The 25,540-nt window shown below is 54.1% G+C and carries 30 protein-coding genes; 18 read left to right on the forward strand and 12 right to left on the reverse strand.

The features are described 5' to 3' along the window. Positions 1-25 precede the first annotated feature (25 nt). Genes I6L53_RS18545 through I6L53_RS18565 form a run of 5 tightly spaced genes read left to right on the forward strand, consistent with a single transcriptional unit; the run spans position 26 to position 3,105 of the window. Positions 26-466: a PPC domain-containing DNA-binding protein gene (locus I6L53_RS18545; protein ID WP_042324145.1), complete on the forward strand. Its 441-nt coding sequence runs from the start codon at positions 26-28 to the stop codon at positions 464-466. Between the two features lie 10 nt (positions 467-476). Then, positions 477-1,055 (forward strand): ECF transporter S component, encoded by a 579-nt coding sequence (locus I6L53_RS18550; protein ID WP_042324060.1) that lies wholly within the window; start codon positions 477-479, stop codon positions 1,053-1,055. After that, positions 1,056-1,763, forward strand: coding sequence for an energy-coupling factor transporter transmembrane component T (locus I6L53_RS18555; protein WP_042324062.1), 708 nt, complete (start codon positions 1,056-1,058; stop codon positions 1,761-1,763). After that, a complete protein-coding gene (locus I6L53_RS18560; protein ID WP_042324063.1) occupies positions 1,751-2,428 on the forward strand; it encodes an energy-coupling factor ABC transporter ATP-binding protein in 678 nt (225 codons plus the stop codon). The genes I6L53_RS18555 and I6L53_RS18560 overlap by 13 nt, the downstream gene beginning before the upstream one ends. Beyond that, the gene (locus I6L53_RS18565; RefSeq protein WP_042324064.1) at positions 2,422-3,105 is read left to right on the forward strand and encodes an ABC transporter ATP-binding protein; all 684 of its coding nucleotides are present in this window, start codon (positions 2,422-2,424) and stop codon (positions 3,103-3,105) included. The genes I6L53_RS18560 and I6L53_RS18565 overlap by 7 nt, the downstream gene beginning before the upstream one ends. On the opposite strand, the gene I6L53_RS18570 is transcribed toward I6L53_RS18565, so the two are convergent. The 7 genes from I6L53_RS18570 to tkt form a co-directional block, all read right to left on the reverse strand. After that, positions 3,062-3,772: a nucleoside/nucleotide kinase family protein gene (locus tag I6L53_RS18570; RefSeq protein ID WP_042324065.1), complete on the reverse strand. Its 711-nt coding sequence runs from the start codon at positions 3,770-3,772 to the stop codon at positions 3,062-3,064. The two genes, I6L53_RS18565 and I6L53_RS18570, sit on opposite strands and share 44 nt — an antisense overlap. Next, positions 3,769-4,278, reverse strand: a complete 510-nt coding sequence (locus tag I6L53_RS18575) for an MltR family transcriptional regulator (protein ID WP_042324067.1) — start codon at positions 4,276-4,278, stop codon at positions 3,769-3,771. Before I6L53_RS18575 ends, I6L53_RS18570 begins: the two co-directional genes overlap by 4 nt. A 15-nt stretch (positions 4,279-4,293) precedes the next feature. After that, positions 4,294-5,265 carry a class II fructose-bisphosphatase gene (glpX, locus tag I6L53_RS18580; RefSeq protein WP_042324069.1) on the reverse strand — a complete coding sequence of 324 codons (972 nt, stop codon included), beginning with the start codon at positions 5,263-5,265 and terminating at the stop codon, positions 4,294-4,296. After that, positions 5,262-6,539, reverse strand: a complete 1,278-nt coding sequence (locus I6L53_RS18585) for a zinc-binding dehydrogenase (protein ID WP_042324070.1) — start codon at positions 6,537-6,539, stop codon at positions 5,262-5,264. The genes glpX and I6L53_RS18585 overlap by 4 nt, the downstream gene beginning before the upstream one ends. A 23-nt stretch (positions 6,540-6,562) precedes the next feature. After that, positions 6,563-7,942 carry a PTS mannitol transporter subunit IIBC gene (locus tag I6L53_RS18590; protein ID WP_042324073.1) on the reverse strand — a complete coding sequence of 460 codons (1,380 nt, stop codon included), beginning with the start codon at positions 7,940-7,942 and terminating at the stop codon, positions 6,563-6,565. 27 nt (positions 7,943-7,969) lie between these two features. Then, positions 7,970-8,413: a PTS mannitol transporter subunit IIA gene (gene cmtB, locus I6L53_RS18595; RefSeq protein ID WP_042324075.1), complete on the reverse strand. Its 444-nt coding sequence runs from the start codon at positions 8,411-8,413 to the stop codon at positions 7,970-7,972. Between the two features lie 318 nt (positions 8,414-8,731). Next, entirely contained in the window at positions 8,732-10,723 is a 1,992-nt protein-coding gene (gene tkt, locus I6L53_RS18600; protein WP_042324077.1) for a transketolase, read from the reverse strand. 114 nt (positions 10,724-10,837) lie between these two features. Between tkt and I6L53_RS18605 the strand changes: the two genes are divergently transcribed. Both I6L53_RS18605 and loiP read left to right on the forward strand, forming a co-directional pair. Beyond that, a complete protein-coding gene (locus I6L53_RS18605) occupies positions 10,838-11,005 on the forward strand; it encodes a hypothetical protein (RefSeq protein ID WP_156970473.1) in 168 nt (55 codons plus the stop codon). Beyond that, positions 11,002-11,760, forward strand: coding sequence for a metalloprotease LoiP (loiP, locus tag I6L53_RS18610; protein WP_042324079.1), 759 nt, complete (start codon positions 11,002-11,004; stop codon positions 11,758-11,760). The genes I6L53_RS18605 and loiP overlap by 4 nt, the downstream gene beginning before the upstream one ends. Before the next feature lie 114 nt (positions 11,761-11,874). Here loiP and speB read toward each other — a convergent pair whose 3' ends face one another. The 4 genes from speB to I6L53_RS23700 form a co-directional block, all read right to left on the reverse strand. Continuing rightward, positions 11,875-12,795, reverse strand: a complete 921-nt coding sequence (gene speB / locus I6L53_RS18615; RefSeq protein WP_042324081.1) for an agmatinase — start codon at positions 12,793-12,795, stop codon at positions 11,875-11,877. Between the two features lie 143 nt (positions 12,796-12,938). Beyond that, positions 12,939-14,915: a biosynthetic arginine decarboxylase gene (gene speA, locus I6L53_RS18620; RefSeq protein ID WP_042324083.1), complete on the reverse strand. Its 1,977-nt coding sequence runs from the start codon at positions 14,913-14,915 to the stop codon at positions 12,939-12,941. A gap of 8 nt (positions 14,916-14,923) precedes the next feature. Beyond that, a complete protein-coding gene (yqgB, locus tag I6L53_RS18625) occupies positions 14,924-15,055 on the reverse strand; it encodes an acid stress response protein YqgB (RefSeq protein ID WP_042324084.1) in 132 nt (43 codons plus the stop codon). A 93-nt stretch (positions 15,056-15,148) separates the two neighbouring features. Beyond that, positions 15,149-15,292 carry a hypothetical protein gene (locus I6L53_RS23700; protein WP_269546758.1) on the reverse strand — a complete coding sequence of 48 codons (144 nt, stop codon included), beginning with the start codon at positions 15,290-15,292 and terminating at the stop codon, positions 15,149-15,151. Between the two features lie 417 nt (positions 15,293-15,709). On the opposite strand from I6L53_RS23700, the gene metK reads away from it, so the two are divergent. The 8 genes from metK to ruvX all read left to right on the forward strand — a co-directional run bounded on the left by metK (position 15,710) and on the right by ruvX (position 22,946). After that, the gene (metK, locus tag I6L53_RS18635) at positions 15,710-16,864 is read left to right on the forward strand and encodes a methionine adenosyltransferase (RefSeq protein WP_042324086.1); all 1,155 of its coding nucleotides are present in this window, start codon (positions 15,710-15,712) and stop codon (positions 16,862-16,864) included. A gap of 369 nt (positions 16,865-17,233) precedes the next feature. Continuing rightward, the gene (galP, locus tag I6L53_RS18640; protein ID WP_042324088.1) at positions 17,234-18,628 is read left to right on the forward strand and encodes a galactose/proton symporter; all 1,395 of its coding nucleotides are present in this window, start codon (positions 17,234-17,236) and stop codon (positions 18,626-18,628) included. A gap of 77 nt (positions 18,629-18,705) precedes the next feature. Further along, the gene (locus I6L53_RS18645; RefSeq protein ID WP_042324090.1) at positions 18,706-19,206 is read left to right on the forward strand and encodes a SprT family zinc-dependent metalloprotease; all 501 of its coding nucleotides are present in this window, start codon (positions 18,706-18,708) and stop codon (positions 19,204-19,206) included. A gap of 91 nt (positions 19,207-19,297) precedes the next feature. Continuing rightward, complete coding sequence (gene endA, locus I6L53_RS18650; RefSeq protein WP_042324092.1) at positions 19,298-20,005, forward strand: deoxyribonuclease I; 708 nt, start codon at positions 19,298-19,300, stop codon at positions 20,003-20,005. Positions 20,006-20,084: 79 nt separating this feature from the next. Next, positions 20,085-20,816, forward strand: a complete 732-nt coding sequence (gene rsmE, locus I6L53_RS18655; RefSeq protein WP_042324094.1) for a 16S rRNA (uracil(1498)-N(3))-methyltransferase — start codon at positions 20,085-20,087, stop codon at positions 20,814-20,816. A 12-nt stretch (positions 20,817-20,828) separates the two neighbouring features. Further along, a complete protein-coding gene (gene gshB / locus I6L53_RS18660; RefSeq protein WP_042324095.1) occupies positions 20,829-21,776 on the forward strand; it encodes a glutathione synthase in 948 nt (315 codons plus the stop codon). Positions 21,777-21,966: 190 nt separating this feature from the next. Beyond that, entirely contained in the window at positions 21,967-22,530 is a 564-nt protein-coding gene (locus I6L53_RS18665; protein ID WP_042324097.1) for a YqgE/AlgH family protein, read from the forward strand. After that, positions 22,530-22,946: a Holliday junction resolvase RuvX gene (gene ruvX / locus I6L53_RS18670; protein WP_042324100.1), complete on the forward strand. Its 417-nt coding sequence runs from the start codon at positions 22,530-22,532 to the stop codon at positions 22,944-22,946. Before I6L53_RS18665 ends, ruvX begins: the two co-directional genes overlap by 1 nt. Positions 22,947-22,959: 13 nt before the next feature. Here ruvX and I6L53_RS18675 read toward each other — a convergent pair whose 3' ends face one another. After that, positions 22,960-23,940 carry a type IV pilus twitching motility protein PilT gene (locus tag I6L53_RS18675; RefSeq protein WP_042324101.1) on the reverse strand — a complete coding sequence of 327 codons (981 nt, stop codon included), beginning with the start codon at positions 23,938-23,940 and terminating at the stop codon, positions 22,960-22,962. Between the two features lie 17 nt (positions 23,941-23,957). Between I6L53_RS18675 and I6L53_RS18680 the strand changes: the two genes are divergently transcribed. The 3 genes from I6L53_RS18680 to yggU are packed head-to-tail and all read left to right on the forward strand — an operon-like array spanning position 23,958 to position 25,534. Beyond that, a complete protein-coding gene (locus tag I6L53_RS18680; protein ID WP_042324102.1) occupies positions 23,958-24,662 on the forward strand; it encodes a YggS family pyridoxal phosphate-dependent enzyme in 705 nt (234 codons plus the stop codon). 18 nt (positions 24,663-24,680) lie between these two features. Beyond that, the gene (locus I6L53_RS18685; RefSeq protein WP_042324104.1) at positions 24,681-25,247 is read left to right on the forward strand and encodes a YggT family protein; all 567 of its coding nucleotides are present in this window, start codon (positions 24,681-24,683) and stop codon (positions 25,245-25,247) included. Continuing rightward, on the forward strand, positions 25,244-25,534 hold the full coding sequence (yggU, locus tag I6L53_RS18690) for a DUF167 family protein YggU (RefSeq protein ID WP_042324106.1): 291 nt from the start codon (positions 25,244-25,246) through the stop codon (positions 25,532-25,534). Before I6L53_RS18685 ends, yggU begins: the two co-directional genes overlap by 4 nt. Positions 25,535-25,540: the final 6 nt, after the last annotated feature.

A 25,540-nucleotide genomic window follows, 5' to 3' on the forward strand; every position in this document is an offset into this window, starting at 1 on the left:
TCCGAGTCTCGGAGACCAGCAAATGATGACCACATCAATTCCCCCTGCATCAGAAGCCCGCTTTTACGCCCTTCGCCTGCAACCAGGCCTGGAAGTTTTTTCCCAACTCCATGAATTTATTCAACAGCACTCGCTACGCGCCGGCTGGATCGCCGGTTGCACCGGCAGCCTGACGAATGTCGCTCTGCGCTATGCCGGACAAGAAACAACAACATTGCTGACGGGAACATGGGAGGTCATTGCACTGAATGGCACGCTGGAGTTGACCGGCGAGCATCTGCACCTGAGTGTCTCAGATCCGCAAGGCGCGATGCTCGGCGGACATATGATGCCTGGTTGTACCGTGCGCACAACGCTTGAACTGGTGATTGGCGAACTCACAGCACTGGAGTTTAGCCGTCAGCCCTGCCTCCTTTCCGGCTATGACGAACTGCATATCTCACCCCGTGTATCAACGACTCAGTAAGAGGTTACTTATGGCGCGTCGCCCGTTTTCCAGCCAGTCTTTAGTGCTAATTGTCATTGCCATCGCGATTAATATGGTAGGTGGTCAGCTTATTAGCATGCTTAAACTTCCCATTTTTCTCGACTCTATTGGTACGTTGATCAGCGCCGTTCTGCTGGGGCCAGTCATCGGCATGTTGACTGGCCTGCTGACAAATTTACTTTGGGGTCTGTTAACCGATCCGATCGCCGCGGCCTTTGCGCCAGTGGCGATGGTTATCGGTCTCGTCGCCGGGTGGCTGGCACGGGCCGGTTGGTTTCGCACATTGCCAAAAGTGATCGCCAGTGGAGTCGTCATTACCCTGGCCGTTACGCTGGTCGCAGTGCCATTACGCACCACATTATTTGGCGGCGTAACCGGCAGCGGCGCCGATTTATTTGTCGCCTGGATGCACTCTGTTGGTCAGAATCTGGTGGAGTCTGTTGCCATTACCGTACTGGGGGCAAATTTAGTCGATAAAATTCTGACCGCGATTATCGTCTGGACCCTTTTGCGCCAGTTGCCGTTACGTACGACACGCCACTTTCCAACAATGTCAGCCGTGCGTTAAATGCACCCGTTTACCTCATTGACATTGTGGGCGCTGGCGGCCAGTTCCACCTTGCTTCTTCCCGCGCAGACCGTTCTGCCGGTATACAGCGCGGTAACCTTTCTCAGTCTGTTGGCGGGGAAGTCAACGCGACGACGGGCAAAATACGTGGCCTGGCTAATGTTCTCCTTGGGGGTCGGACTGTGGCTGGTGCATGGTGGCTGGCTGACGGAATGGATCAGCGGTCGCCCACGGGATCCCCAGCGCTGGGCGGACGCTATCACGCTGTGGCTACGAATTATGGCCATTGTTTCGACGTCTCAACTGTGGATGCAATACGTGCCGGTTCAACGCTTTATCCGGGCGCTGTTCGCATCACGTCTGCCACCGGGCATCGCGTATCTGCTCGCCGGTCCGTTGCTGGTCGTTGAACAGCTCAAACGGCAACTGGCGATTATTCATGAGGCACAGCGGGCTCGCGGCGTACCGCTGGATGAAGCGTGGCATCAACGTTTACGTACAATGCCTGCCTTGATCGTGCCACTCACCCATAATGCGCTCAACGATTTAGCGGTACGCGGCGCGGCGCTGGATATGCGGGGATTTCGCCTGCATCGCGCGCGGACAACGCTATGGGCGCCGAAAGATAGCACCTTCCAGCGTCTGGCACGTTACGCCATGTTGGTATTGATAGTGGCAGAGACAGGAGTCTGGATATGGTTACACTAGAACAGTTTCGCTATCTTCCTCTCCATGCCACACGTCCAGCGTCGTGCTTTACATTCCACCATTCAGCGCCCGGAATGGTGGCAATATTAGGGGATAACGGTAGCGGGAAAAGCACGCTGGCGCAGCTTATGGCGGGCTGGTATCCGGATTTCCTGCCAGGTGAAATTCAGGGCAAAGGAACGCTGTTGGGTAATCCTGTCGGTAAATTGCCGCTTGTCGAGCAGGCGGCCACTATCCAGCTTGTGCAACAATCGCCTTATCTGCAGCTTTCCGGCTGTACTTTCAGCGTTGAAGAAGAGGTTGCGTTTGGCCCGGAAAACCTCTGTCTGGATGAAGCGGAGATTATGCGCCGGATTGATGCGGCGCTTACTCTGACAGCGTGTGAGCCGCTGCGCCATCGCCATCCCGGGACACTCTCCGGCGGAGAAACGCAGCGCGTAGTGATTGCCAGCGCGCTCGCGATGATGCCGAAATTACTCATACTGGATGAAGCGTTCAGCCGCCTGACATTGCAGGCCACCGACATGCTACTGGCGCGGTTGCAACAATGGGCGCTGGCACAACATTCTCTCATCGTGCTTTTCGAACGTCATCATTTCCCCTTTCTTACTCGCTGCCACCAGGCATGGCAACTGCGTGACGGAGCGCTAATACCCCTATGTTGACGTTACATCAGATAAATTATCGCTGGCCGAACGCAGCAGATGACTGCTTACGTGACATTTCACTGGAACTCAGAGAGGGAGAATGGCTGGCGTTAACGGGCGATAATGGCGCAGGAAAATCCACGCTTTTGAGAATTATGGCCGGATTGCTTTCCCCTTGTTCCGGCTCGGTCATCTTCCAGCAAACGCCGCTTGCGCAGCTCAAAAATCGTCAGCGCGCCAGACATTTTGGGGTCTTGTTTCAGGAAGCGGAAAATCAGATCTTTCACAGTAACGTTGCCGATGAAGTGGCTTTTGGTTTAAAGCTACAGCAGTTGCCAGCCGACGACATTAACCGCCGCACGCAGGCCGCGTTACGGCTGTGCCATTTGCAGGACGTGGCTGACGCGCATCCGCTGGATCTCCATACCGCGCAACGACGCATGGTTGCCGTCGCCAGTCTGGAAGCCATGCGACCCACAGTACTGCTTCTGGATGAACCCAACCGGGATTTCGACCAGCACTGGCAAGCCGTGTTTGAAAACTGGCTTGCCGTCTGCCGTGAACGGGGAACCCGCGTTGTCGCCATAAGCCATGACGCTACGTTTATCCAGCGTCACTTCTCGCGGGTTGTTCGACTCCATAATAAAACGCTCACTGAATCCGATACGCTCCTGACACCGCCATCTCCAGAGTAAGGTCGGCTGGCCGACTGTTCTCCAGAACCCGACGCACATTCGGCCCATCTGTACGCAGATAAAACGCCTCGGCATCGGCTGGCGATAATCCGCCAGCCAGTTTGCGCTCCACCAGCCGTGCATGCAGGGCTTCCGCTGGCGCGCGAATAAACAGGGAAAAATCGCAAAACCTCGCCAACGCCCGCCATCTTTCATCATCCCGTAGCAGCCAGTTGCCTTCCACAATGACAATCGGCGCGCTCACCGCAATCGCGTCTTCTACCGGATCGTGCTTTTGCCGATCATACTGTGGCCAGGTCCCTTCGCCTTCCCTTATCTGCCGCAAATTCTGCGCCAGTTTATCAACGTCAAACGTCTCTGGTGCCCCTTTGTATGCGCGTAAATTATGGGTATCCAGCCAGTCATTGTAGTGATGGAAACCATCCATCGGCAGCGTCTGGATCTCCGGCAGAGAGGGCGCCTGACGAGAGAGAAATTCCCAGAACGTGGTCAGTGTGGATTTCCCGGTACCGGGCGGCGCACTCAGAAAAACAATCGTGCGTCGCCTGGCATTCGCGCAATGGAGCCTGGCCAGTCGTTGTAATAACGGTTTGTGAACGTTCTCTATCTCATCATCATCATAATGGGCTTCAACCCGCAACCCGTTGACCATCAGTCCGATTTTCACGGTGTTAATTCCTTCAAAATTGTCGTCACCGCCAGCGTCATTGCCGTCTTGACCATTCCGGAAAAACGCACCTCAGACCACGCCGCAAAGTCGGCAAATTTCATCGACTCCAGCGCGCTGTATAAGGTCGTATTACGGGTGATACTGTTGACGTTGCTGATAAAATCCCAGGTGATGTCATCGGCAAATCCTGGGCTCTCATCCCGTTCGCTGACATACTGATAAAACTGAGAAAAATGCGTAATGTCGGCATAAAGCCATTTATCCATTTTTCCCAGCGCATAAATCAGGCGTAGCGCAACGTCAATATCATCAAGCGGCCCACTCTGGGCAAGTAACGGCTTTACTGCATATTCCACAATCTCTTCATCGTTATCGACAAATAGCGACGGCAGAAAGCGCTTAACGCCTTGCAGCAAAATGTTATGTGCCGTCGTCATAAACGAAAGTAAGTTATGTTGAGCATCCAGTTGCTCCAGCACATCGTCTTCTGTCAGCGTCGTCATTCGTTTCCCGATCAATCACCATGAATGCAGAGAGTCTATTATATTACACGTTCGATCCGCGCCGCCGATCAGTAAAGTTTGCGTGCGCACCCCTTTCGCGACCTGCTGGATCCCATTCACAAGATCGCCGCCGGTCACTCCAGTCGCGCTAAAGAGGACATTATTTCCCGCCACCAGCTCATCAAGCGCATAGACCCGATTAACCTCGACGCCCATTTCCGCACAGCGCTGGCGCTCCCGGGCGGCAATCAGACGATGTTCTGCGGTGTCTCCTTTCGCTTCACAAAAATCAATCAGCTCGGCCTGCATATCGCCCCCCAACGCTTTCACCGCGCAGGCGGAAATCACGCCTTCTGGCGCACCGCCAATCGTGTACATCAGGTCATAAGGGTTATCCTGCAAACAGGCCAGAACACTGGCCGCCACATCGCCATCAGGCAGGGCAAAGACTTTCACCCCCAACTGCGTGGCTTCGGCAATCGCCGGCTGAAGGCGCGGTTTATCAAGCGTAGCCATGCGCAGTCGCTCCAGGGGTTTGCCCAGCGCTTTCGCCACATGACGCAAATTGTCCGCCAGGGGATGCGCCAGATTAATCACCCCTTTCGCCTGCCGATTAACAACCAGTTTTTTCATGTACATATCAGGGGCATGTAACAGACTTCCCCGTGGCGCAAATGCCATTACCGCCAGCGCATTGCTCTGCCCCATTGCGACCATCCGGGTACCTTCGATGGGGTCGACGGCGATATCAACCTCCGGTCCGCTGCCGCTGCCTACCTCTTCGCCAATCCACAACATCGGTGCGTGATCGATCTCGCCCTCGCCAATGACAATGCGCCCGCGAATGGCAATATCATTCAGGGCTGAGCGCATCGCGCTAACCGCCAGACCATCGATTTTGTTCTTATCGCCGCAGCCGGTTTGCGGCCAGGCCGCCAGCGCAGCCTGTTCCGTGATGCGAAATAACGGCCATGCCAGAGACTTCATGCCGCCGCCTCGCCAATATCCACGCCAAACTGCGCCAGCAGGTATCTCTCTGCCTTTTCGTTCCAGATACCGTGCGTCGGTGCAACTAACCGCGCCAGTTCCCTGAACAACGGATCGGTTTTACCTTTCTCGGCGAAATCAGCAATGGCCGTCAGCGGCATCGTCACACCGTTATAGATAAGCTTCTTGCCGCCCGGAATATCCGGCAAGTTCAGCACGGTATCTGGCACCGCATCAAGACCGCCAATATGGGTCACCATAAACGACGGCTGAAGCTGGCCCGTTGCGCTCAGCGCAATCGCCTCTTTCATATCATCAGTAGAACCGCCTGAGGTTCCGACCACGTGTGTACTGTTGTAATGCACGTTGTAAAAATTAAAGGGGACTTTAAAGCGACTCTCCGTTGGGCCTGCAAAGAAGTTCAGGCAACCGTCTTCGGCCAGTATATCGTCAGCCATCTCCACGACGGCCGGCACGGCGGCATAGACAAAAACGTCATCAAACCCGGCTCCGCCGGTTAATTCACGCAGTTGCGTCGCAGGGTTAGCCATACCAGACGAATTCACATAGATGAGCTCGATTCCCTTGCTCGCCGCCCGTTCGACCGGGAGCAGCTTTTTAGCCTGCTCCAGACGTGCTTCATCGATATCCACAACCACCACGCGCGACGGTTGGATCCCACCGTTAATGGCATAATCAATTGCACCAATCCCCATTGGCCCGGCGCAGGCTAAAAGGGCGATATTGCCGCCGGGTTTAATTCCCATTCGATGCTCATAAACATAAGGCGTTGTATGATAATTCGCTTTATAAGCACCAATAATGCAGCACATCGGTTCCGCCAGCGACGCGGCCGCAAAATAAGAACCGTGGTACGGCAATACGCACCCCAGATTTACCGCGACTTCAGGGATAATCATATACGTGGCATTACCACCGAAATATTCGTAGCTGTATCCTGCAGAATAACCGCTTGGCAATCCCATTGCAGGTTGTAAAACAAAACGCTGCCCTTTCTTATATTTTTCGGTCAGGTTTTTTCCGACGTCGACAATAATCCCTGCACATTCATGGCCGGTAATCACCGGGTGATTCTCCAGATCGTCAGGAACACGCTTATGTTCACTGGCTAATGTCGCGGCCTTCCAGGTGGATAAGCATACACTGTCAGAAATCACGCTGACTAACAGTTCATTTTCCGTAATTTCAGGTAATTCAAACTCACGGATACGGACATCCTGTTTGCCATATATTGCAGCAACTTTCGTTTTCATATTTACTCCAGGAACCAGAAATGCTAATTCGACGTTAAGTGATTAAATAAATCGTCAAGGAGCGGATCGCCAATATAGTTTTTTATCAACACCAAGGGCTTATGACTCACTCGCTTAACGCGTCCCTCAAGACTGGCGTGAGTTACAATAATATCGGCATCATCAGGGACATTTTCGATGGCGTAATGTTTGACATCGATAGACAACCCGGCTTTTTCCAGACGCTTACGAAACGTCGTTGCCCCCATCGCACTGGACCCCATGCCCGCATCGCATACAAAGGCGATACGTTTGACATTGCGCCAGGAAAAATTGCCTTCCTGCTTCATCGTTTTGACGGCGGTAGCGGAATCGCTGAAGGTATCTTTGTTTTCGACTTCGCTATTTTTCTCCATTTTCAGGATGAAGGAAGTAATGACAAAGGTCACCAGCGTTCCCGCCGTGACGCCCGCAATCGTGGCAAGGAAAGCACCTTTTGGCGTTAATGCCAGGTAAGCGAAAATCGATCCCGGACTGGGCCCCGCGACCAGACCACCCCCTAGCAGATTAAAGACCCATGTTCCGCTCATTCCCCCGGCAATCATGCCGATCAGGGTCAGTGGCTTCATCAGCACATACGGGAAGTAGAGTTCGTGGATACCGCCGAGAAAATGGATAATCATGGCGCCAGGTGCAGATTTCTTCGCCATCCCTTTCCCAAAGAAAGCAAACGCCAGCAGTAAACCTAAACCGGGGCCAGGGTTTGAGGCAACCATGAAGAAGATGGATTTTCCCGTCTCCGAGGCCTGCTGCATGCCCAGCGGATAATAAACGCCCTGGTCGATCGCATTATTCAGAAAAAGGATTTTCGCAGGTTCATTAATCAATGAAAGCAGTGGCAGATAACCCGCATGTACCAGTGATTCAATACACTCTTTCACAAAGTTATTGGCAATGAGTACCGCCGGGCCAATGACTTCAAACCCCAGCAGGCACAATAACATCCCGGCGATGCCTAAAGAGAAGTTATTAATCACCATTTCAAAACCCGCGGGAATACGCTGGTCCAGCAGGCGATCGATGTATTTAATCACCAGACCACCCAGAGGCCCCATGATCATTGAGCCGAGGAACATTGGGATATCCGCGCCAATAATCACGCCGATCGTACCGATTCCCCCCATGACCGCCCCACGCTTTCCGCCCACCAGATGTCCGCCGGTGGAACCAATCATCACGGGTAGCAAATAGGTAATCATCGGGCCGACTATTTTGGCGAAATGCTCATTGGGCATCCACCCGGTCGGAATAAATAATGCAGTAATAAAACCCCAGGCAATAAAAGCACCGATATTAGGGATGACCATTGCAGTCAAAAATCCCCCAAAAGCCTGGACCTTTGCACGAGCAGACTTGTGTTCCATGATAATATCCTGTCGAGGAGAAAATGATTATGCGCGGGCGATAATATCCGCCAGCTGTTTTTCTGATTTAGCAGCAAGTAATGCTGCCAGGTTTTCCTCTTCACATAATAGTTCGCTTAAAGCCTGGATAGCGCCGATATGTGAATCGGCATTCGCCGCTGATAACCCAATAAGTAATTTTACGGGTTCATCATCGTCGGCAAACTGCACTTCCTGTTTAAGTAGGGTTAATGACATACCTGTTTTTAACGCACCACATTCCGGGCGAGCATGAGGCATAGCCACACCAGGAGCCAGAATATAATAAGGACCATTGTTGATCGTCGAATCTTTTATAGCCTGGATATAATTGGCATTCACATAATTATTTAACAGCAATGATGACATGGAAAAATCAATGGCTTCCTGCCAGTTCTTTGCCATCGTTTTTATTGAAATAGAGGCTTCAGGAAAATAGTCAATCAACCGCATAAATTATCCTTATTTTATTTTTAGGGTACAACTTATCGCTAAAAACAAAATACGCGCGCGGCAAAATGAAATCAATCGAGGGAAAAACAGAGCCAGGTAAAAGGGGTAATAATACAATTCATTAAAAAACAGTGAGTTGCATTTAAAATAAAAAATAGCAAGAGTAATTATGTGATAGACATTGCAAATATGAAAACCCACTAAATATCAACTTTGTGAACCACATCAACAATAAGCGATTGCCTAATCAAAAATAATTACCTTTCCAGATGATAACGGGTCGCCGAAGCGACCCGTTAAAGACTGTTGTAAGGATGATTACAGCAGCGCTTTTGCTTTCGCGACAACGTTGTCGACGGTGAAGCCAAACTCTTCGAACAGCAGCTCTGCCGGAGCAGATTCACCGAAGGTGGTCATGCCAACGATCGCGCCATTCAGGCCCACGTATTTGAACCAGTAGTCAGCGATTCCGGCTTCCACTGCCACACGAGCGGTAACCGCTTTCGGCAGCACGGATTCACGGTACGCGGCATCCTGTTTGTCGAACGCGTCGGTAGACGGCATGGAAACCACGCGCGCTTTTACGCCTTCTGCGGTCAGTTTGTCCCATGCAGCCACCGCCAGTTCAACTTCAGAACCGGTCGCGATGAAGATAAGCTCAGGCTGGCCTGCGCAATCTTTCAGTACGTAGCCACCGCGAGCGATGTTTGCCAGTTGCTCCGCAGTACGCTCCTGCTGTGCCAGGTTCTGACGGGAGAGGATCAGCGCGGTCGGACCGTCCTGACGCTCAACGCCGTACTTCCACGCCACCGCAGATTCCACCTGGTCACACGGACGCCATGTGGACATATTCGGAGTCACACGCAGAGAAGCCACCTGCTCAACCGGCTGGTGAGTCGGGCCATCTTCGCCCAGACCGATAGAGTCGTGGGTGTAGACCATCACCTGACGCTGTTTCATCAGCGCAGCCATACGCACCGCATTACGGGCATATTCCACGAACATCAGGAAGGTAGAGGTGTACGGCAGGAAACCGCCGTGCAGGGAGATACCATTGGCAATCGCGGTCATACCGAATTCACGAACACCGTAATGGATATAGTTACCGGCGGTATCTTCGTTAATGGCTTTCGAACCAGACCACAGGGTCAGGTTAGACGGCGCCAGGTCGGCGGAGCCGCCGAGGAACTCAGGCAACAGCGGGCCGAAGGCTTCGATTGCATTCTGAGACGCTTTACGGCTGGCAATTTTCGCCGGGTTGGCCTGGAGTTTAGCAATGAATTCTTTCGCTTTCGCATCGAAGTCAGACGGCATTTCGCCTTTCATACGACGAGTGAATTCAGCGGCTTCCTGCGGGAACGCTTTCGCGTAAGCGGCGAATTTTTCATTCCATGCAGATTCTTTTGCCTGGCCTGCTTCTTTCGCATCCCACTGAGCATAGATTTCAGACGGGATTTCGAACGGCGCGTATTTCCAGCCCAGTTGTTCGCGGGTCAGCGCGATTTCGGCATCACCCAGCGGCGCACCGTGAGAGTCATGAGTACCGGCTTTGTTCGGGGAACCGAAACCGATGATCGTTTTGCACATCAGCAGGGACGGCTTATCGGTTACGGCGCGAGCTTCTTCAACTGCGCGTTTGATAGCATCAGCATCATGACCGTCAACGCCGCGCACAACGTGCCAGCCGTAGGCTTCGAAACGTTTAGCGGTATCGTCGGTGAACCAGCCTTCAACGTGACCATCGATAGAGATGCCATTGTCATCGTAGAATGCAACCAGTTTACCCAGCTTCAGCGTACCGGCCAGAGAGCATACCTCATGAGAGATACCTTCCATCATGCAGCCGTCGCCCATGAACGCATAGGTGTAATGGTCAACGATGTCATGACCCGGACGGTTGAACTGTGCCGCCAGTGTTTTTTCAGCGATAGCCATACCGACCGCGTTCGCAATCCCCTGACCCAGCGGACCAGTGGTGGTTTCAACACCCGCGGTATAACCCACTTCCGGGTGACCCGGGGTTTTGGAATGCAGCTGACGGAAGTTCTGCAGCTCAGACATCGGCAGATCGTAACCGGTGAGGTGCAGCAGACTGTAAATCAACATGGAGCCGTGACCGTTAGACAGCACAAAACGGTCACGATCGGCCCAGGACGGGTTGCCTGGATTGTGGTTCAGGAAATCACGCCACAGGACTTCGGCAATGTCAGCCATACCCATCGGGGCACCCGGGTGACCGGATTTGGCTTTCTGTACTGCGTCCATGCTCAGCGCACGAATAGCATTGGCAAGCTCTTTACGTGAGGACATTTTGACTCCAGATCGGATGATGAAGGCCATACCCGCAACGACTTGACGACAGCGCGTTTTGGGCTACGCCGGAAAAAAGTGCGAACAATGTAACCCAAGCCGCCGGTCATGTACATGGAGCATCCTTTTGCCGCTTCAGAAATCTCTGGATCACACTCGCATGTTGCGCAATCTGCTCGCCCGCTTGTTGTTCTTTTCTTTATACTTAGCGTCAGCGCTGATTCATCTGCAAATGGCGCACTTTTTGAACAATCCTCATTTCGTGTGGAAGAAAAAACATGAAGATTCGCGCGTTACTGCTTGCTATGGGTATGGCGACGGTGCTGACCGGTTGCCAGAATATGAACTCCAATGGACTGCTCTCCTCGGGTGCCGAGGCTTTTCAGGCCTACAGCCTCAGCGACGCGCAGGTCATCGCATTAAGCAATCAGGCCTGTACGGAAATGGATGGTAAAGCAACCATCGCGCCTGCCAGCAGCGAGTACGCGAAGCGCCTGAGTAAAATCGCCGCGGCGCTCGGCGATAACATCAACGGACAAGCGGTAAACTATAAGGTCTACATGGCGAAAGACGTGAACGCCTTCGCGATGGCGAACGGCTGTATTCGCGTATATAGCGGCCTGATGGACATGATGACGGATAACGAAGTCGAAGCGGTGATTGGCCATGAAATGGGCCACGTTGCGCTCGGACACGTGAAGAAAGGTATGCAGGTAGCGCTGGGTACCAACGCCGTTCGCGCCGCTGCGGCCTCTGCAGGCGGGATTGTCGGCAGCCTGTCGCAGTCACAGCTCGGCGATCTGGGGGAAAAACTGGTGAACTCGCAGTTCTCCCAGCGGCAGGAATCAGAAGCAGACGACTACTCGTACGATCTGTTGCGCAAGCGCGGCATCAACCCGGCGGGTCTTGCCACCAGCTTCGAAAAACTGGCGAAACTGGAAGAGGGTCGTCAGAGTTCCATGTTTGACGATCACCCGGCCTCCGCAGAACGTGCGCAACATATTCGCGATCGCATGAAAGCGGACGGGATTAAGTAACCATTGAGCAGTGCCGGATGGCGGCGTAAACGCCTTATCCGGCCTACAGAACAACAAATTCAGTGTGCTAGGCCGGATAAGATGCGTTAGCATCGCCATCCGGCACTTAGCCCGTTACTCGCCTTTCTTCGCCGCCTGGATGTACAGCATCTCCAGCGCCAGCGTTGCCGCCGCCAGGGCGGTGATTTCGGACTGATCGTAAGCCGGCGCCACTTCCACCACGTCCATCCCTACGATGTTCAGATCTTTCAGACCGCGTACCAGTTTGATAGCACGATCGGAGGTCAGGCCGCCAATCACCGGCGTACCGGTCCCCGGCGCGAAAGCCGGATCCAGGCAGTCGATATCAAAGGTCAGATAGACCGGCAGGTCACCGACAATCTGCTTCACCTGAGCGATGATGTCATCAACGCCGCGATCGTTCACCTGACAGGCATCCAGCACGGTAAAGCCGTTGTCCTTATCAAATTCCGTACGAATACCGATCTGCACAGAGTGATTCGGGTCGATAAGACCTTCGTTCGGCGCGGTATAGAACATAGTGCCATGGTCAAACTCACAGCCGTTCGCATAGGTATCGGTATGGGCATCAAAATGTACCAGCGCCATTTTGCCAAAGTGTTTTGCGTGCGCGCGCAGCAGCGGCAGCGTCACAAAGTGGTCACCGCCAAAAGAGAGCATACGTTTACCGGCTGCCAGCAATTTCTCTGCGTGCGCCTGCAGTCTTTCGCTCATTTCACGCGCGTCGCCAAAGGCGTAAACCAGATCGCCGCAGTCCACAACGTTCAGACGCTCACGCATATCGAAGTTCCACGGGAAGCGGTTGTGTTCCCAGGCCAGATTCGTTGACACCTGACGGATTGCCGCCGGACCGTGACGTCCACCCGCGCGACCGGACGTCGCCATGTCAAACGGCACGCCAGTGATCACCCAGTCCGCATCGCTGTCATACGGCTGGAAATTCAGCGGCAGACGCAGGAAACCAAAGGCGTTAGAAACCAGGGAGTTATCGTACTGATGACCTAAGGTGCTCATGGCAAAAACCTCATATTCGTCGATATAAAAAAACCCTCCCGCGTCGTTAGGCCCGACGAGAAAGGGTTTGATTCGTAAACACAGTAATTCGCTAAATTATCGCTGCTTAATTGCCCAGGTTCAAGTCACCCGGGCATCAGCCATTATTCGTCTTCGAGATACGTGTAGCCGTACAGACCCGCCTCGAACTCTTCGAGGAACTGCTGCTGCAGCGCGTCATCCAGATCGGTTTGTTTCACCTGATCGCGGAAATGCGTCAGCAACGTTTTCGGATCCAACTGTACGTATTGCAGCATGTCCGCCACGGTGTCCCCTTCATCCGACAGCTCAACTTCCACGCTGCCGTCCGGGAAGACAAACACGTCAACCGCTTCGGTGTCACCGAACAGGTTGTGCATATTGCCGAGGATCTCCTGATACGCACCGACCATGAAGAAACCGAGCATCGGCGGGTTATCCGGATCGTACTCCGGCATCGGCATGGTTGTCGCAATGCCGTCGCCGTCGATGTAGTGATCGATAGCACCGTCAGAATCACAGGTGATGTCCAGCAGCACCGCACGGCGTTCCGGCACCTGATCCAGTCCTTCCAGCGGCAAGACCGGGAACAGCTGATCGATACCCCACGCATCCGGCATCGACTGGAACAGCGAGAAGTTGACGTACATTTTGTCCGCCATACGCTCCTGCAGTTCGTCGATGATCGGACGGTGCGCGCGGTTTTGCGGATCAAGCTGTTTCTGCACTTCGTGACACATGCTTAAGTAAAGCTGTTCCGCCCACGCACGTTCCTGCAGGCTGAAGGTGCCAGAAGAATAACCGATGTGAATATCGTGCAGATCCATCTGGCTGTCGTGCAGCCATTCGCGCAGCGAGCGACGGGTGCCCGGCTCGTGCATCTCCTGCCAGGTTTCCCACATGCTTTGCAGCGCGCGCGGCGCGTCGTCAGCCGGGGCGACAGGCACGGTATATTCGTTACGCTCAACGCCGATGATGTTGGACACCAGCACCGTGTGGTGCGCGGTAACCGCACGACCAGACTCGGTGATCACCGTTGGATGCGGCAGGTTATTTTCCTCACAGGCATCACCAATCGCCCAGATGATGTTGTTGGCGTACTCATTCAGGCCGTAGTTCACCGAGCAGTCAGACTGCGAGCGAGTACCTTCGTAGTCCACGCCCAGACCACCGCCCACGTCGAAGCACTGGATGTTAACGCCCAGCTTATGGAGCTCAACATAGAAACGGGCGGACTCACGTACGCCGGTGGCGATGTCGCGAATATTCGCCATCTGCGAACCGAGGTGGAAATGCAACAGTTGCAGGCTATCGAGACGCCCGGCTTCACGCAGGGTTTCCACCAGTTGCAGGACCTGCGTTGCCGCGAGACCGAATTTGGATTTTTCGCCACCGGAGGACTGCCATTTACCGGACCCCTGCGATGCCAGACGCGCACGCACGCCCAGACGCGGAATGACGTTCAGACGTTCGGCTTCATCCAGCACAATCGCGATTTCAGACATCTTCTCGATGACCAGATAGACCTTGTGGCCCATCTTCTCACCGATCAACGCCAGACGAATGTATTCACGGTCTTTATAGCCGTTACACACGATCACGGAACGGGTCATCCCGGCATGCGCCAGAACCGCCATCAGTTCCGCTTTAGAGCCGGCTTCCAGCCCCAGCGGTTCGCCAGAGTGGATTAGGGATTCGATCACACGGCGATGCTGGTTAACCTTGATCGGGTAGACCAGGAAGTAGTCACCGTTGTAGCCGTACGACTCGCGCGCGCGTTTGAACGCGGCGTTAATAGAGCGCAGTCGGTGTTGCAGGATCTGCGGGAAGCAGAACAGCGCAGGCAGGCGTTGCCCCTGCGCTTCACGCGCTTTCACCAGCTTAGCGAGATCGACGCGCGCTTCCGGTACGTCCGGGTCCGGGCACACGCTAATGTGACCCAACTCATTGACGTCGTAGTAGTTATTGCCCCACCAGGCAATATTGTAAGTACGCAGCATCTTGCTGGCTTCCTGGGAGCTCATTGCAACCTCCTGCATGGAGCGTAGTACACCCTGTTCGCCTGCTGACGAAGGCGAACCCAAAGACATGTCGTCAGACATAGCGAACCTCAAATTTTAGTAACAAGTGTAAAACAGTTGACTACTATCGCAATCCGAAGAGGCGATAACAACCCATAAACAGTCGGATTTTCCAGCAGAAAGTGCTGGTACTCCGCCTGCGCGACCGGTTTCTTTTTCATATCATTGTAAAACACGTAACCGAACTTACGTATGACGGTTCGGCGAAACCACGAGAAAACTCTTGTTTGTACAAGAGCGCCCTTGTTCAGTCCTTAGTGCCTGTTACCGGCTCTGGAGTCCTGAGAAGCGCCGAGATGGGTATAACATCGGCAGGTATGCAAAGCAGAGATGCAGATTGCAGGAGACATGCGCACACCAGAACGGTGCGACAGATTCAGCAGAAAACAACGGTTCATTATCTCTTATCACCTCCATGGTCGCTCCATCAGGAACGAACCCACAAGCCAAAGCTAACGTTTTAACCCGGCTGGAAGTGGCGACACGAAGAAAACGTCGTGTGCTTTTTGTTAGAGCCGCGCGCCGCGTTTTATACCGGGATGAACGCCAAAAAGCAAAACATAAATGCGCACATTGCCAGCAGTATCTGTAAAAATTTCCACCAGGGTTTTCAACACAGTGAGACCTGATTCAAAAAATAGTGGAAATCAGGTGAAGAAGTGACCTAAAATAGCCATCCAGATGTTAATCCATCCATACTGATTAACACTCAGACTGCCAGTGTCACTAACCTGCAGGCCTTGGTAGAATCTTCTGCTTTGGCTTTTCCGCACAACAGTTTGAGCTAACCAAATTCTCCTTAGGTGAAACAAAAAATGGCAAAACACCTTTTTACGTCCGAGTCCGTATCAGAAGGGCATCCTGACAAAATCGCTGACCAAATCTCTGATGCCGTGCTGGATGCTATCCTGGAACAGGATCCGAAAGCCCGCGTCGCGTGTGAAACCTACGTAAAAACCGGCATGGTTTTAGTTGGCGGTGAAATCACCACCAGCGCATGGGTCGATATCGAAGAGATCACGCGTAACACCGTGCGCGAAATTGGCTATGTGCATTCCGACATGGGCTTTGATGCCAACTCGTGTGCCGTCCTGAGCGCCATTGGTAAACAGTCTCCGGATATCAACCAGGGCGTTGACCGTGCCGATCCGCTGGAACAGGGCGCTGGCGATCAGGGCCTGATGTTTGGCTATGCCACCAACGAAACCGACGTGCTGATGCCCGCGCCGATCACCTACGCACACCGTCTGGTGCAGCGTCAGGCCGAAGTGCGTAAAAACGGCACTCTGCCGTGGCTGCGCCCGGATGCGAAAAGCCAGGTGACCTTCCAGTACGACGATGGCAAAATTGTCGGCATTGATGCAGTAGTGCTCTCCACCCAGCATGCGGAAAATATCGATCAGGCGACGCTGAAAGAAGCGGTGATGGAAGAGATCATCAAGCCGGTTCTGCCGACCGAATGGTTGAACTCTGCCACCAAATTCTTCATCAACCCGACCGGTCGTTTTGTTATCGGCGGCCCAATGGGCGACTGTGGTCTGACTGGTCGTAAGATCATCGTTGATACCTACGGCGGCATGGCGCGTCACGGTGGCGGCGCATTCTCCGGTAAAGATCCATCGAAAGTGGACCGTTCTGCGGCTTACGCGGGGCGTTATGTCGCGAAAAACATCGTTGCTGCGGGTCTGGCTGACCGTTGCGAAATTCAGGTTTCCTACGCCATCGGCGTGGCTGAGCCCACGTCCATCATGGTGGAAACTTTCGGTACCGAGAAAGTGCCTGCAGAGCAACTGACGTTGCTGGTTCGCGAATTCTTCGACCTGCGCCCATACGGTCTGATTCAAATGCTGGATCTGCTGCATCCGATCTACAAAGAGACCGCAGCGTACGGTCACTTTGGTCGCGAACATTTCCCGTGGGAAAAAACCGACAAAGCGCAGGTACTGCGCGAGGCTGCCGGTCTGAAATAAGCGACTGATAGCGGTATTCGAAGGCCAGCCTCGTGCTGGCCTTTTTTGTTTGCTCTCCCCACCTGAAGTAGCGCCGCACGCCATCAATTGAAACCGCTTACACCTGATGATAAGAGCACCATTTTCAGAACAATCACTTTGCATGTTCTGACTTTACCTGCTGTTACATTCCATTTCAGTTAAGTCTGAAATCCAGGCAAATGCGATAAATATCAATTTAATTAATCTATAATTTTCAATTTGTTAATTAATACATTGATAACACCGTAGTGTAAGCGATTACACTTACGTGATAACAATCACATATTTTTGTGATGTACTCACCTACCCTAATCATCAACAAAACTGATAACCCAACCGGAGGGCATAATGCCTGACAATAAAAAACAGGGGCGTTCCAATAAGGCGATGACTTTTTTTGTCTGCTTCCTTGCAGCCCTGGCAGGATTACTTTTTGGCCTGGATATCGGCGTTATCGCTGGCGCATTGCCGTTTATTACGGATGAATTCCAGATCTCCGCGCACACCCAGGAATGGGTGGTCAGCTCTATGATGTTCGGTGCAGCGGTCGGGGCCGTCGGCAGCGGCTGGCTCTCTTTCAAACTCGGGCGTAAGAAAAGCCTGATGATCGGCGCGATTCTGTTTGTTGCCGGTTCCCTGTTCTCCGCTGCGGCGCCGAACGTTGAAGTGCTGATCCTCTCCCGCGTACTGCTGGGGCTGGCCGTTGGCGTAGCCTCTTACACCGCTCCGCTATACCTGTCAGAGATCGCACCGGAAAAAATTCGCGGCAGCATGATCTCCATGTACCAGTTGATGATCACTATCGGGATCCTCGGCGCCTATCTGTCGGATACCGCCTTCAGCTACAGCGGCGCATGGCGCTGGATGCTGGGCGTGATTATCATCCCGGCGATTCTGCTGCTGATCGGCGTCTTCTTCCTGCCGGACAGCCCGCGCTGGTTCGCCGCGAAACGGCGCTTTGTCGATGCAGAACGCGTACTGCTGCGTCTGCGTGATACCAGCGCGGAAGCCAAACGCGAGTTAGATGAGATCCGGGAAAGTCTACAAGTGAAACAGAGTGGTTGGGCGCTGTTCAAAGAGAACAGCAACTTCCGCCGCGCGGTGTTCCTTGGCGTGCTGTTGCAAGTGATGCAGCAGTTCACCGGGATGAACGTCATCATGTATTACGCGCCTAAAATTTTTGAAATGGCAGGCTACACCAACACCTCTGAGCAGATGTGGGGCACCGTGATTGTCGGTCTGACCAACGTGCTGGCTACCTTTATCGCAATCGGCCTGGTTGACCGCTGGGGCCGCAAACCAACGCTGACGCTGGGCTTCCTGGTGATGGCGGCCGGAATGGGGATCCTCGGGACGATGATGCATGTCGGCATCCACTCACCGTCCGCGCAGTACTTCGCTATCGCGATGCTGCTGATGTTCATCATTGGTTTCGCCATGAGCGCCGGTCCGCTGATTTGGGTGTTATGTTCTGAAATCCAGCCGCTGAAAGGCCGTGATTTCGGTATCACCTGCTCCACCGCCACCAACTGGATTGCCAATATGATTGTCGGCGCAACGTTCCTGACCATGCTGCAAAACCTTGGTAACGCGAATACCTTCTGGGTCTACGCGGGTCTGAATGTGCTGTTTATCCTGCTGACGCTGTGGCTGGTTCCGGAAACCAAACACGTCTCGCTGGAACACATCGAACGTAATCTGATGAAAGGTCGTAAGCTGCGCGAAATCGGCGCACACGATTAATCCATCCTTTGCGTCCTCCCCCATGGGAGGGCGCTTCCCCTTGCAGTCCCGTTCCTGTCGCACTATTCTCTGCCGTTATGAAAACCACCCGTCTCCCTATTGCCATCCAGCAAGCCGTCATGCGTAGCCTGCGGGAAAACCTCGCGCAGGCTAACCTGAAGCTCGGACGCAGCTATCCTGAACCGAAGTTGGTCTATCAGCAGCGCGGCACCTCTGCCGGCACCGCCTGGCTGGAGAGTTACGAAATTCGCCTTAACCCGGTGCTGCTGATGGAAAACGTCGAGGCGTTTATCAACGAAGTGGTGCCGCACGAACTGGCGCATTTACTGGTGTGGAAGCGGTTTGGCCGGGTCGCGCCGCACGGTAAAGAGTGGAAGTGGATGATGGAAAGCGTGCTCGGCGTCCCCGCACGTCGTACGCACCAGTTCGAATTACAATCGGTGCGCCGCAACACTTTCCCTTACCGCTGCCAGTGTCAGGAGCATCAGTTGACCATCCGCCGCCATAATCGCGTCGTGCGCGGCGAAGCCACCTACCGCTGCGTTCACTGCGGCGAACCCTTAGTGCCGCTTGAATAATCAGAACTATCAGGAACTTTCCTGATCCGGCTGATTGCATCGCACATCAACTTTCGTTACGTTGCGGGCTCGTTTTGATACGGAGTTCATGATGTACCGTTATCTTTCTTTGGCAACCGCTCTTTTTACGGTAGCCCTTTCAGGCCAGACGTTGGCCGCAGGTATTAACAGTTTTTCACAGGCAAAAACCGCTGGCGTCAAAGTTAACGCCGATGTCCCTGGCGACTTCTATTGCGGATGCAAAATCAACTGGCAGGGTAAAAAAGGGGTTGTCGACCTCGACTCCTGTGGCTACAAAGTGCGAAAGAACGAGAATCGCGCCAGCCGAATCGAATGGGAACATGTGGTTCCTGCATGGCAGTTTGGCCATCAGCGTCAGTGCTGGCAGGACGGCGGACGTAAAAACTGCGCTAAAGATCCGGTTTATCGCAAAATGGAAAGCGACATGCACAACCTGCAACCCGCCGTGGGTGAGGTGAATGGCGATCGCGGTAACTTCATGTACAGCCAGTGGAACGGCGGCGAAGGTCAGTACGGACAGTGCGCCATGAAGGTCGATTTCAAAGAAAAGATCGCCGAGCCGCCAGCCCGCGCGCGCGGCGCGATTGCACGGACCTACTTTTATATGCGCGACCAGTACAACCTGACGCTTTCCCGCCAGCAAACCCAGCTTTTCAACGCCTGGAATAAGATGTATCCGGTCACCGACTGGGAATGTGAGCGCGACGAACGGATCGCGAAGATTCAGGGAAACCACAACCCTTACGTCCAACGCGCTTGCCAGGCGCAAAAGAGCTAACCTACACTAGCGGGATGATTGATTAACCCCTTACCCCGCGCGGCGAGGCTGCGTGGGGAGATGACGCGGATTTTTAACTATGCGCATTCCCCGCATTTATCACCCTGAGCCCATCACCGCCGGTAGCCAGATTTCCCTGTGCGAAGATGCCGCTAACCATATCGGACGCGTCCTGCGGATGGGGCCAGGTCAGGAGCTGCAATTGTTTGATGGTAGCAATCAGGTTTTTGCTGCCGAAATCACCCACGCCAGCAAGAAAAGCGTGGACGTGAACGTGCTGAGTAGCGAGATTGACGATCGTGAATCGCCGCTGCACATCCATCTTGGTCAGGTCATGTCGCGCGGCGAGAAGATGGAGTTCACTATCCAGAAATCGATTGAACTGGGTGTAAGCCTCATTACGCCACTTTTTTCTGAGCGCTGCGGCGTTAAACTGGACAGTGAACGTCTGAACAAGAAGCTCCAGCAATGGCAGAAAATCGCCATTGCCGCCTGCGAACAGTGTGGGCGCAACCGGGTGCCAGAAATTCGCCCGGCCATGGATCTGGAAGCCTGGTGTGCCGAACAGGACGAGGGGCTGAAGCTGAACCTCCATCCTCGCGCCAGCAACAGCATTAACACATTGCCGCTGCCGGTTGAACGTGTTCGTCTGTTGATTGGCCCGGAAGGCGGACTATCGGCAGAGGAAATTGCCATGACCGCACGCTATCAGTTTACTGATATCCTGTTAGGACCTCGCGTTCTGCGTACTGAGACAACTGCGCTCACCGCCATTACCGCGCTTCAGGTGCGATTTGGCGATCTGGGCTAACGGAGAAGAATAATGATCAAGCTCGGCATCGTGATGGACCCCATCGCAAGCATCAATATCAAGAAAGACTCCAGCTTCGCTATGCTGCTGGAAGCGCAACGTCGTGGTTACGAACTTCATTATATGGAGATGGCCGATCTTTATCTGATTAACGGTGAAGCCCGCGCCCGCACGCGCACGCTGAGCGTTGAGCAGAACTACGACAAATGGTATGAGTTTACCGGTGAGCAGGATCTGTCGCTGGACTCCCTTGACGTCATTCTGATGCGTAAAGATCCGCCGTTTGATACCGAGTTTATCTACGCCACCTATATTCTGGAGCGCGCGGAAGAGAAAGGAACGCTTATTGTCAACAAGCCGCAGAGCCTGCGCGACTGTAACGAGAAACTGTTCACCGCCTGGTTCTCTGACCTGACGCCAGAAACGCTGGTCACCCGCAACAAAGCGCAGTTGAAGGCGTTCTGGCAGAAGCACAACGATATTATTCTCAAGCCGCTGGACGGTATGGGTGGCGCGTCGATCTTCCGCGTTAAAGAAGGCGACCCGAACCTCGGCGTGATTACAGAAACCCTGACCGAGCATGGCACCCGCTACTGCATGGCGCAGAACTATCTGCCGGCAATTAAAGATGGCGACAAGCGCGTGCTGGTCGTTGATGGCGAACCGGTTCCTTACTGCCTGGCGCGTATTCCACAGGGTGGTGAAACCCGTGGCAACCTGGCCGCCGGTGGTCGCGGCGAACCGCGTCCGTTAACCGACAGCGACTGGGAAATTGCGCGCCGTATCGGTCCAACGCTGAAAGCCAAAGGACTGATTTTTGTCGGTCTGGATATCATTGGCGATCGTCTGACTGAGATTAACGTCACCAGCCCGACCTGCATCCGCGAGATTGAAGCCGAATTCCCGATCTCCATCACCGGGATGCTGATGGACGCTATCGAAGCACGTTTGCAGAAATAAGCCGTTTGCTGGATGACGACATCCGGCATGCCGCTGTAGGCCTGATAAGCGCAGCGCCATCAGGCATTAAGACACCGATGCCGGATGGCGACGCGAACGTCTTATCCGGCCTACGGTAGTGACATCTGTGCGCTTTACCCACATACTGACCCCTGTTGCTTTTTTGAACCAGGAAACAGAACCTCTGACAATGAATTTACAGCATCACTTTCTTATTGCCATGCCTGCTCTCCAGGATCCGATTTTCCGCCGTTCTGTGGTGTACATTTGCGAACATAACGAAGATGGCGCAATGGGGATTATTGTGAATAAGCCTCTGGAAAATCTTCAGATTGAAGGGATTCTGGAAAAACTGAAAATCGCGCCGGAACCGCGCGATCCGGGGATTCGTCTGGATAAAGCAGTGATGCTTGGCGGCCCGTTAGCGGAAGATCGCGGGTTTATCCTGCACACACCGCCGTCGAGTTTTGCCTCCAGTATCCGCATCTCGGATAATACCGTGATCACCACATCGCGCGACGTGCTCGAAACCTTAGGCACGAGCGAACAGCCTGGCGACGTGCTGGTCGCACTCGGCTACTCCTCCTGGGAGAAAGGCCAGCTTGAACAAGAACTGCTGGACAACGCCTGGCTGACCGCCCCGGCCGATCTCAATATTCTGTTCAAAACGCCGATTGCCGATCGCTGGCGTGAAGCAGCCCGACTCATTGGCATCGATATCCTGACAATGCCCGGCGTGGCAGGACATGCCTAATGAGCGGAACATTCCTGGCCTTTGATTTTGGCACCAAAAGCATTGGTGTGGCGATTGGACAGCGGGTAACCGGCACGGCGCGCGCGCTGCCCGCCATTAAAGCGCAGGACGGTACGCCGGACTGGAATCTGATCGAACGGCTGCTCAAAGAGTGGCAACCGGATGAGATCATCGTTGGACTGCCACTGAATATGGACGGCACCGAGCAACCGCTCACCGCCCGCGCACGCAAATTCGCCAACCGCATTCACGGGCGTTTCGGCGTCACGGTCACTTTGCACGATGAAAGACTCAGCACCGTGGAGGCGCGCTCTGGCCTGTTCGAGCAGGGCGGTTATCGCGCGTTGAACAAAGGTAAGATCGATTCCGCCTCCGCCGTCATTATTCTCGAAAGTTACTTCGAGCAAGGCGACTGAAGACTCGCGTTTCTTAAAGCTTTCCCTGCGCCTGTCGCTGTTGCAGGCTCTGGGCAAACGTCATCATCCCCACCTGCTGCCCGGTCTGAATGATATGGGGCAACTGGTGGGACTTTCCTTCCCGAATTAAATTCCCCGCAGCCGGGGTGTTAATCAAAAGTTCAAACAGCGCAACGCGTCCCTCCTGCTTGTCAGCTTCCAGCTTTTGCGACAGCACGGCACGCAGACTGCCAGCCAGTTGGCTGCGCACCGGGTCTTTTTCCTGCGCCGGGAAAGAATCAACCAACCGCTCGATCGCCTGCGCAGCGCCACGCGTATGCAGCGTCGCCAGCACCAGATGCCCCGTTTCCGCCGCCGTTAGCGCCAGACGAATGGTCTCGCTGTCACGAAGCTCCCCCAGCAGAATCACATCCGGATCTTCACGCAGCGCCGCGCGTAACCCTGCGGCAAACGAAGCGCAGTGTAATCCCACCTCACGCTGTTGAATCAGACAACGCTGGCTGGCGTAGACATATTCGATGGGATCTTCGAGCGTCAGAATGTGCCCATCAACATGCTGATTCAGCCACGTCACCATCGCCGCCAGGGTAGTCGATTTTCCACTGCCCGTGGCGCCCGTCACCAGAATTAAGCCGTTCTCGCTGCTGAGCAGTTCAGGCAGCACGGAGGGTGTCCCCAGTGTTTCCAGCGTCGGGCACTTCGTCGGCAGCAGTCGCAGTGCCAGCGACGTTCCCTGTCGCTGGTGAAATGCGCTGGCCCGCAACCGCAGGTTTCCCACAAGCGAAACGGCGAAGTCCAGTTGTCCATTTTGCTGTAACGCCGCCTGCTGCCCTTCATCCAGCCAATCCGCGAGCAGTCCGGTAATGTCGGCTGCGGTGAAAGGGGCGCATTCCATACGCCCCCGTTTTCGCCAGCGCGCAGGCCACGCATTGCTTAGGTGTAGATCCGAGACGTTATGCTTTACACTAAGGGCCACAATTTCTTCCATATTCATACACAGATCCTCGGAAAATGAACGATATCGCGCATAACCTGGCACAGGTCCGGGACAAAATCTCAGCCGCCGCATCGCGTTGCGGGCGCGCTTCAGAGGAAGTTACGTTACTTGCAGTGAGCAAAACCAAACCTGCGAGCGCCATCGAAGAAGCCATCGCTGCCGGTCAGCAGGCCTTTGGTGAGAATTATGTACAGGAAGGGGTAGAGAAAATTCGCCACTTTCGCGAAAAAGGAATCGCAGGCCTGCAATGGCACTTTATTGGCCCATTACAGTCCAACAAAAGCCGTCTGGTCGCTGAGCACTTTGACTGGTGCCATACCCTCGATCGCCTGCGCATTGCTACCCGACTGAATGAACAGCGTCCGACTGAGCTGGCGCCGCTGAACGTGCTGATTCAAATCAACATCAGCGATGAGAACAGCAAGTCCGGCATTCCGCTGGAGGAACTGGATGCGCTTGCCGCAGAGGTCGCTGAATTACCAAATCTGCGTCTGCGTGGTTTGATGGCGATCCCCGCCCCTGAGTCAGATTATGTAAGGCAGTTTGAAGTTGCACGCCAAATGGCTGTAGCATTTGCCGGGCTGAAAACGCGCTATCCTGACGTCGATACCCTGTCGCTGGGTATGTCGGATGATATGGAAGCCGCGATTGCGGCAGGTAGCACGATGGTACGTATCGGCACCGCCATTTTTGGTGCACGTGATTACACAAAAAATTAAGGAAATCTGAGGAACGCCATGAATACGTTGACCTTCTTGCTCTCAACGGTAATTGAGCTGTACACCATGGTGCTGTTATTGCGCGTGTGGATGCAATGGGCTCGCTGTGACTTTTACAATCCTTTCTCCCAGTTTGTGGTGAAAGTGACGCAACCCATTATTGGGCCGCTGCGCCGTATTATTCCCCCGATGGGACCGATCGACAGCGCGTCGCTGTTGGTCGCGTTTATTCTCAGCTTTATCAAGGCGATAGTGCTGTTTAAAGTGGTGACTTTCCTGCCGATCGTCTGGATCGCCGCCGTGCTGATCGTGCTCAAAACCATTGGCCTGCTGATCTTCTGGGTGCTATTGGTGATGGCCATCATGAGCTGGGTAAGCCAGGGTCGTAGCCCGATTGAGTATGTGCTGATTCAACTGGCCGATCCGCTGCTGCGCCCGATTCGTCGTATTCTCCCGGGTATGGGCGGCATCGATTTCTCGCCAATGGTTCTCGTCCTGCTGTTGTACGTCGTCAACATGGGGATTGGTGAGGTTCTGCAGGCAACCGGTAACATGTTGCTGCCGGGGCTGTGGATGGCGCTATGAGTGCGGTGACACGCTGTGATGAGGGACTGGTTTTACGGCTCTATATTCAGCCGAAAGCCAGCCGCGACAGCATTGTCGGTTTACATGGCGACGAACTGAAAGTCGCCATTACCGCCCCGCCGGTGGACGGCCAGGCGAACAGTCATCTGGTGAAGTTTCTCGGTAAGCAGTTCCGCGTGGCAAAGAGCCAGGTCGTTATTGAAAAGGGCGAACTTGGCCGCCATAAACAGGTTAAAATCATTCATCCGCAACAGATCCCGCCAGAAGTCGCGGCGTTAACTGATTAGGTATCC

Origin of the sequence: Citrobacter farmeri, from assembly GCF_019048065.1 — a bacterium.
In the GTDB taxonomy this organism is placed as follows: Bacteria; Pseudomonadota; Gammaproteobacteria; order Enterobacterales; family Enterobacteriaceae; genus Citrobacter_A; species Citrobacter_A farmeri.

Bases quoted from the DNA above. Each gene is read 5' to 3' on its own strand.
- I6L53_RS18545 (WP_042324145.1), top strand. From the start codon at position 26: ATGACCACATCAATTCCCCCTGCATCAGAAGCCCGCTTTTACGCCCTT.
- I6L53_RS18550 (WP_042324060.1), top strand. From the start codon at position 477: ATGGCGCGTCGCCCGTTTTCCAGCCAGTCTTTAGTGCTAATTGTCATT.
- I6L53_RS18555 (WP_042324062.1), top strand. From the start codon at position 1,056: ATGCACCCGTTTACCTCATTGACATTGTGGGCGCTGGCGGCCAGTTCC.
- I6L53_RS18560 (WP_042324063.1), top strand. From the start codon at position 1,751: ATGGTTACACTAGAACAGTTTCGCTATCTTCCTCTCCATGCCACACGT.
- I6L53_RS18565 (WP_042324064.1), top strand. From the start codon at position 2,422: ATGTTGACGTTACATCAGATAAATTATCGCTGGCCGAACGCAGCAGAT.
- I6L53_RS18575 (WP_042324067.1), bottom strand. From the start codon at position 4,278: ATGACGACGCTGACAGAAGACGATGTGCTGGAGCAACTGGATGCTCAA.
- glpX (WP_042324069.1), bottom strand. From the start codon at position 5,265: ATGAAGTCTCTGGCATGGCCGTTATTTCGCATCACGGAACAGGCTGCG.
- I6L53_RS18585 (WP_042324070.1), bottom strand. From the start codon at position 6,539: ATGAAAACGAAAGTTGCTGCAATATATGGCAAACAGGATGTCCGTATC.
- I6L53_RS18590 (WP_042324073.1), bottom strand. From the start codon at position 7,942: ATGGAACACAAGTCTGCTCGTGCAAAGGTCCAGGCTTTTGGGGGATTT.
- cmtB (WP_042324075.1), bottom strand. From the start codon at position 8,413: ATGCGGTTGATTGACTATTTTCCTGAAGCCTCTATTTCAATAAAAACG.
- tkt (WP_042324077.1), bottom strand. From the start codon at position 10,723: ATGTCCTCACGTAAAGAGCTTGCCAATGCTATTCGTGCGCTGAGCATG.
- I6L53_RS18605 (WP_156970473.1), top strand. From the start codon at position 10,838: ATGGAGCATCCTTTTGCCGCTTCAGAAATCTCTGGATCACACTCGCAT.
- loiP (WP_042324079.1), top strand. From the start codon at position 11,002: ATGAAGATTCGCGCGTTACTGCTTGCTATGGGTATGGCGACGGTGCTG.
- speB (WP_042324081.1), bottom strand. From the start codon at position 12,795: ATGAGCACCTTAGGTCATCAGTACGATAACTCCCTGGTTTCTAACGCC.
- speA (WP_042324083.1), bottom strand. From the start codon at position 14,915: ATGTCTGACGACATGTCTTTGGGTTCGCCTTCGTCAGCAGGCGAACAG.
- yqgB (WP_042324084.1), bottom strand. From the start codon at position 15,055: ATGAAAAAGAAACCGGTCGCGCAGGCGGAGTACCAGCACTTTCTGCTG.
- I6L53_RS23700 (WP_269546758.1), bottom strand. From the start codon at position 15,292: ATGAACCGTTGTTTTCTGCTGAATCTGTCGCACCGTTCTGGTGTGCGC.
- metK (WP_042324086.1), top strand. From the start codon at position 15,710: ATGGCAAAACACCTTTTTACGTCCGAGTCCGTATCAGAAGGGCATCCT.
- galP (WP_042324088.1), top strand. From the start codon at position 17,234: ATGCCTGACAATAAAAAACAGGGGCGTTCCAATAAGGCGATGACTTTT.
- I6L53_RS18645 (WP_042324090.1), top strand. From the start codon at position 18,706: ATGAAAACCACCCGTCTCCCTATTGCCATCCAGCAAGCCGTCATGCGT.
- endA (WP_042324092.1), top strand. From the start codon at position 19,298: ATGTACCGTTATCTTTCTTTGGCAACCGCTCTTTTTACGGTAGCCCTT.
- rsmE (WP_042324094.1), top strand. From the start codon at position 20,085: ATGCGCATTCCCCGCATTTATCACCCTGAGCCCATCACCGCCGGTAGC.
- gshB (WP_042324095.1), top strand. From the start codon at position 20,829: ATGATCAAGCTCGGCATCGTGATGGACCCCATCGCAAGCATCAATATC.
- I6L53_RS18665 (WP_042324097.1), top strand. From the start codon at position 21,967: ATGAATTTACAGCATCACTTTCTTATTGCCATGCCTGCTCTCCAGGAT.
- ruvX (WP_042324100.1), top strand. From the start codon at position 22,530: ATGAGCGGAACATTCCTGGCCTTTGATTTTGGCACCAAAAGCATTGGT.
- I6L53_RS18675 (WP_042324101.1), bottom strand. From the start codon at position 23,940: ATGAATATGGAAGAAATTGTGGCCCTTAGTGTAAAGCATAACGTCTCG.
- I6L53_RS18680 (WP_042324102.1), top strand. From the start codon at position 23,958: ATGAACGATATCGCGCATAACCTGGCACAGGTCCGGGACAAAATCTCA.
- I6L53_RS18685 (WP_042324104.1), top strand. From the start codon at position 24,681: ATGAATACGTTGACCTTCTTGCTCTCAACGGTAATTGAGCTGTACACC.
- yggU (WP_042324106.1), top strand. From the start codon at position 25,244: ATGAGTGCGGTGACACGCTGTGATGAGGGACTGGTTTTACGGCTCTAT.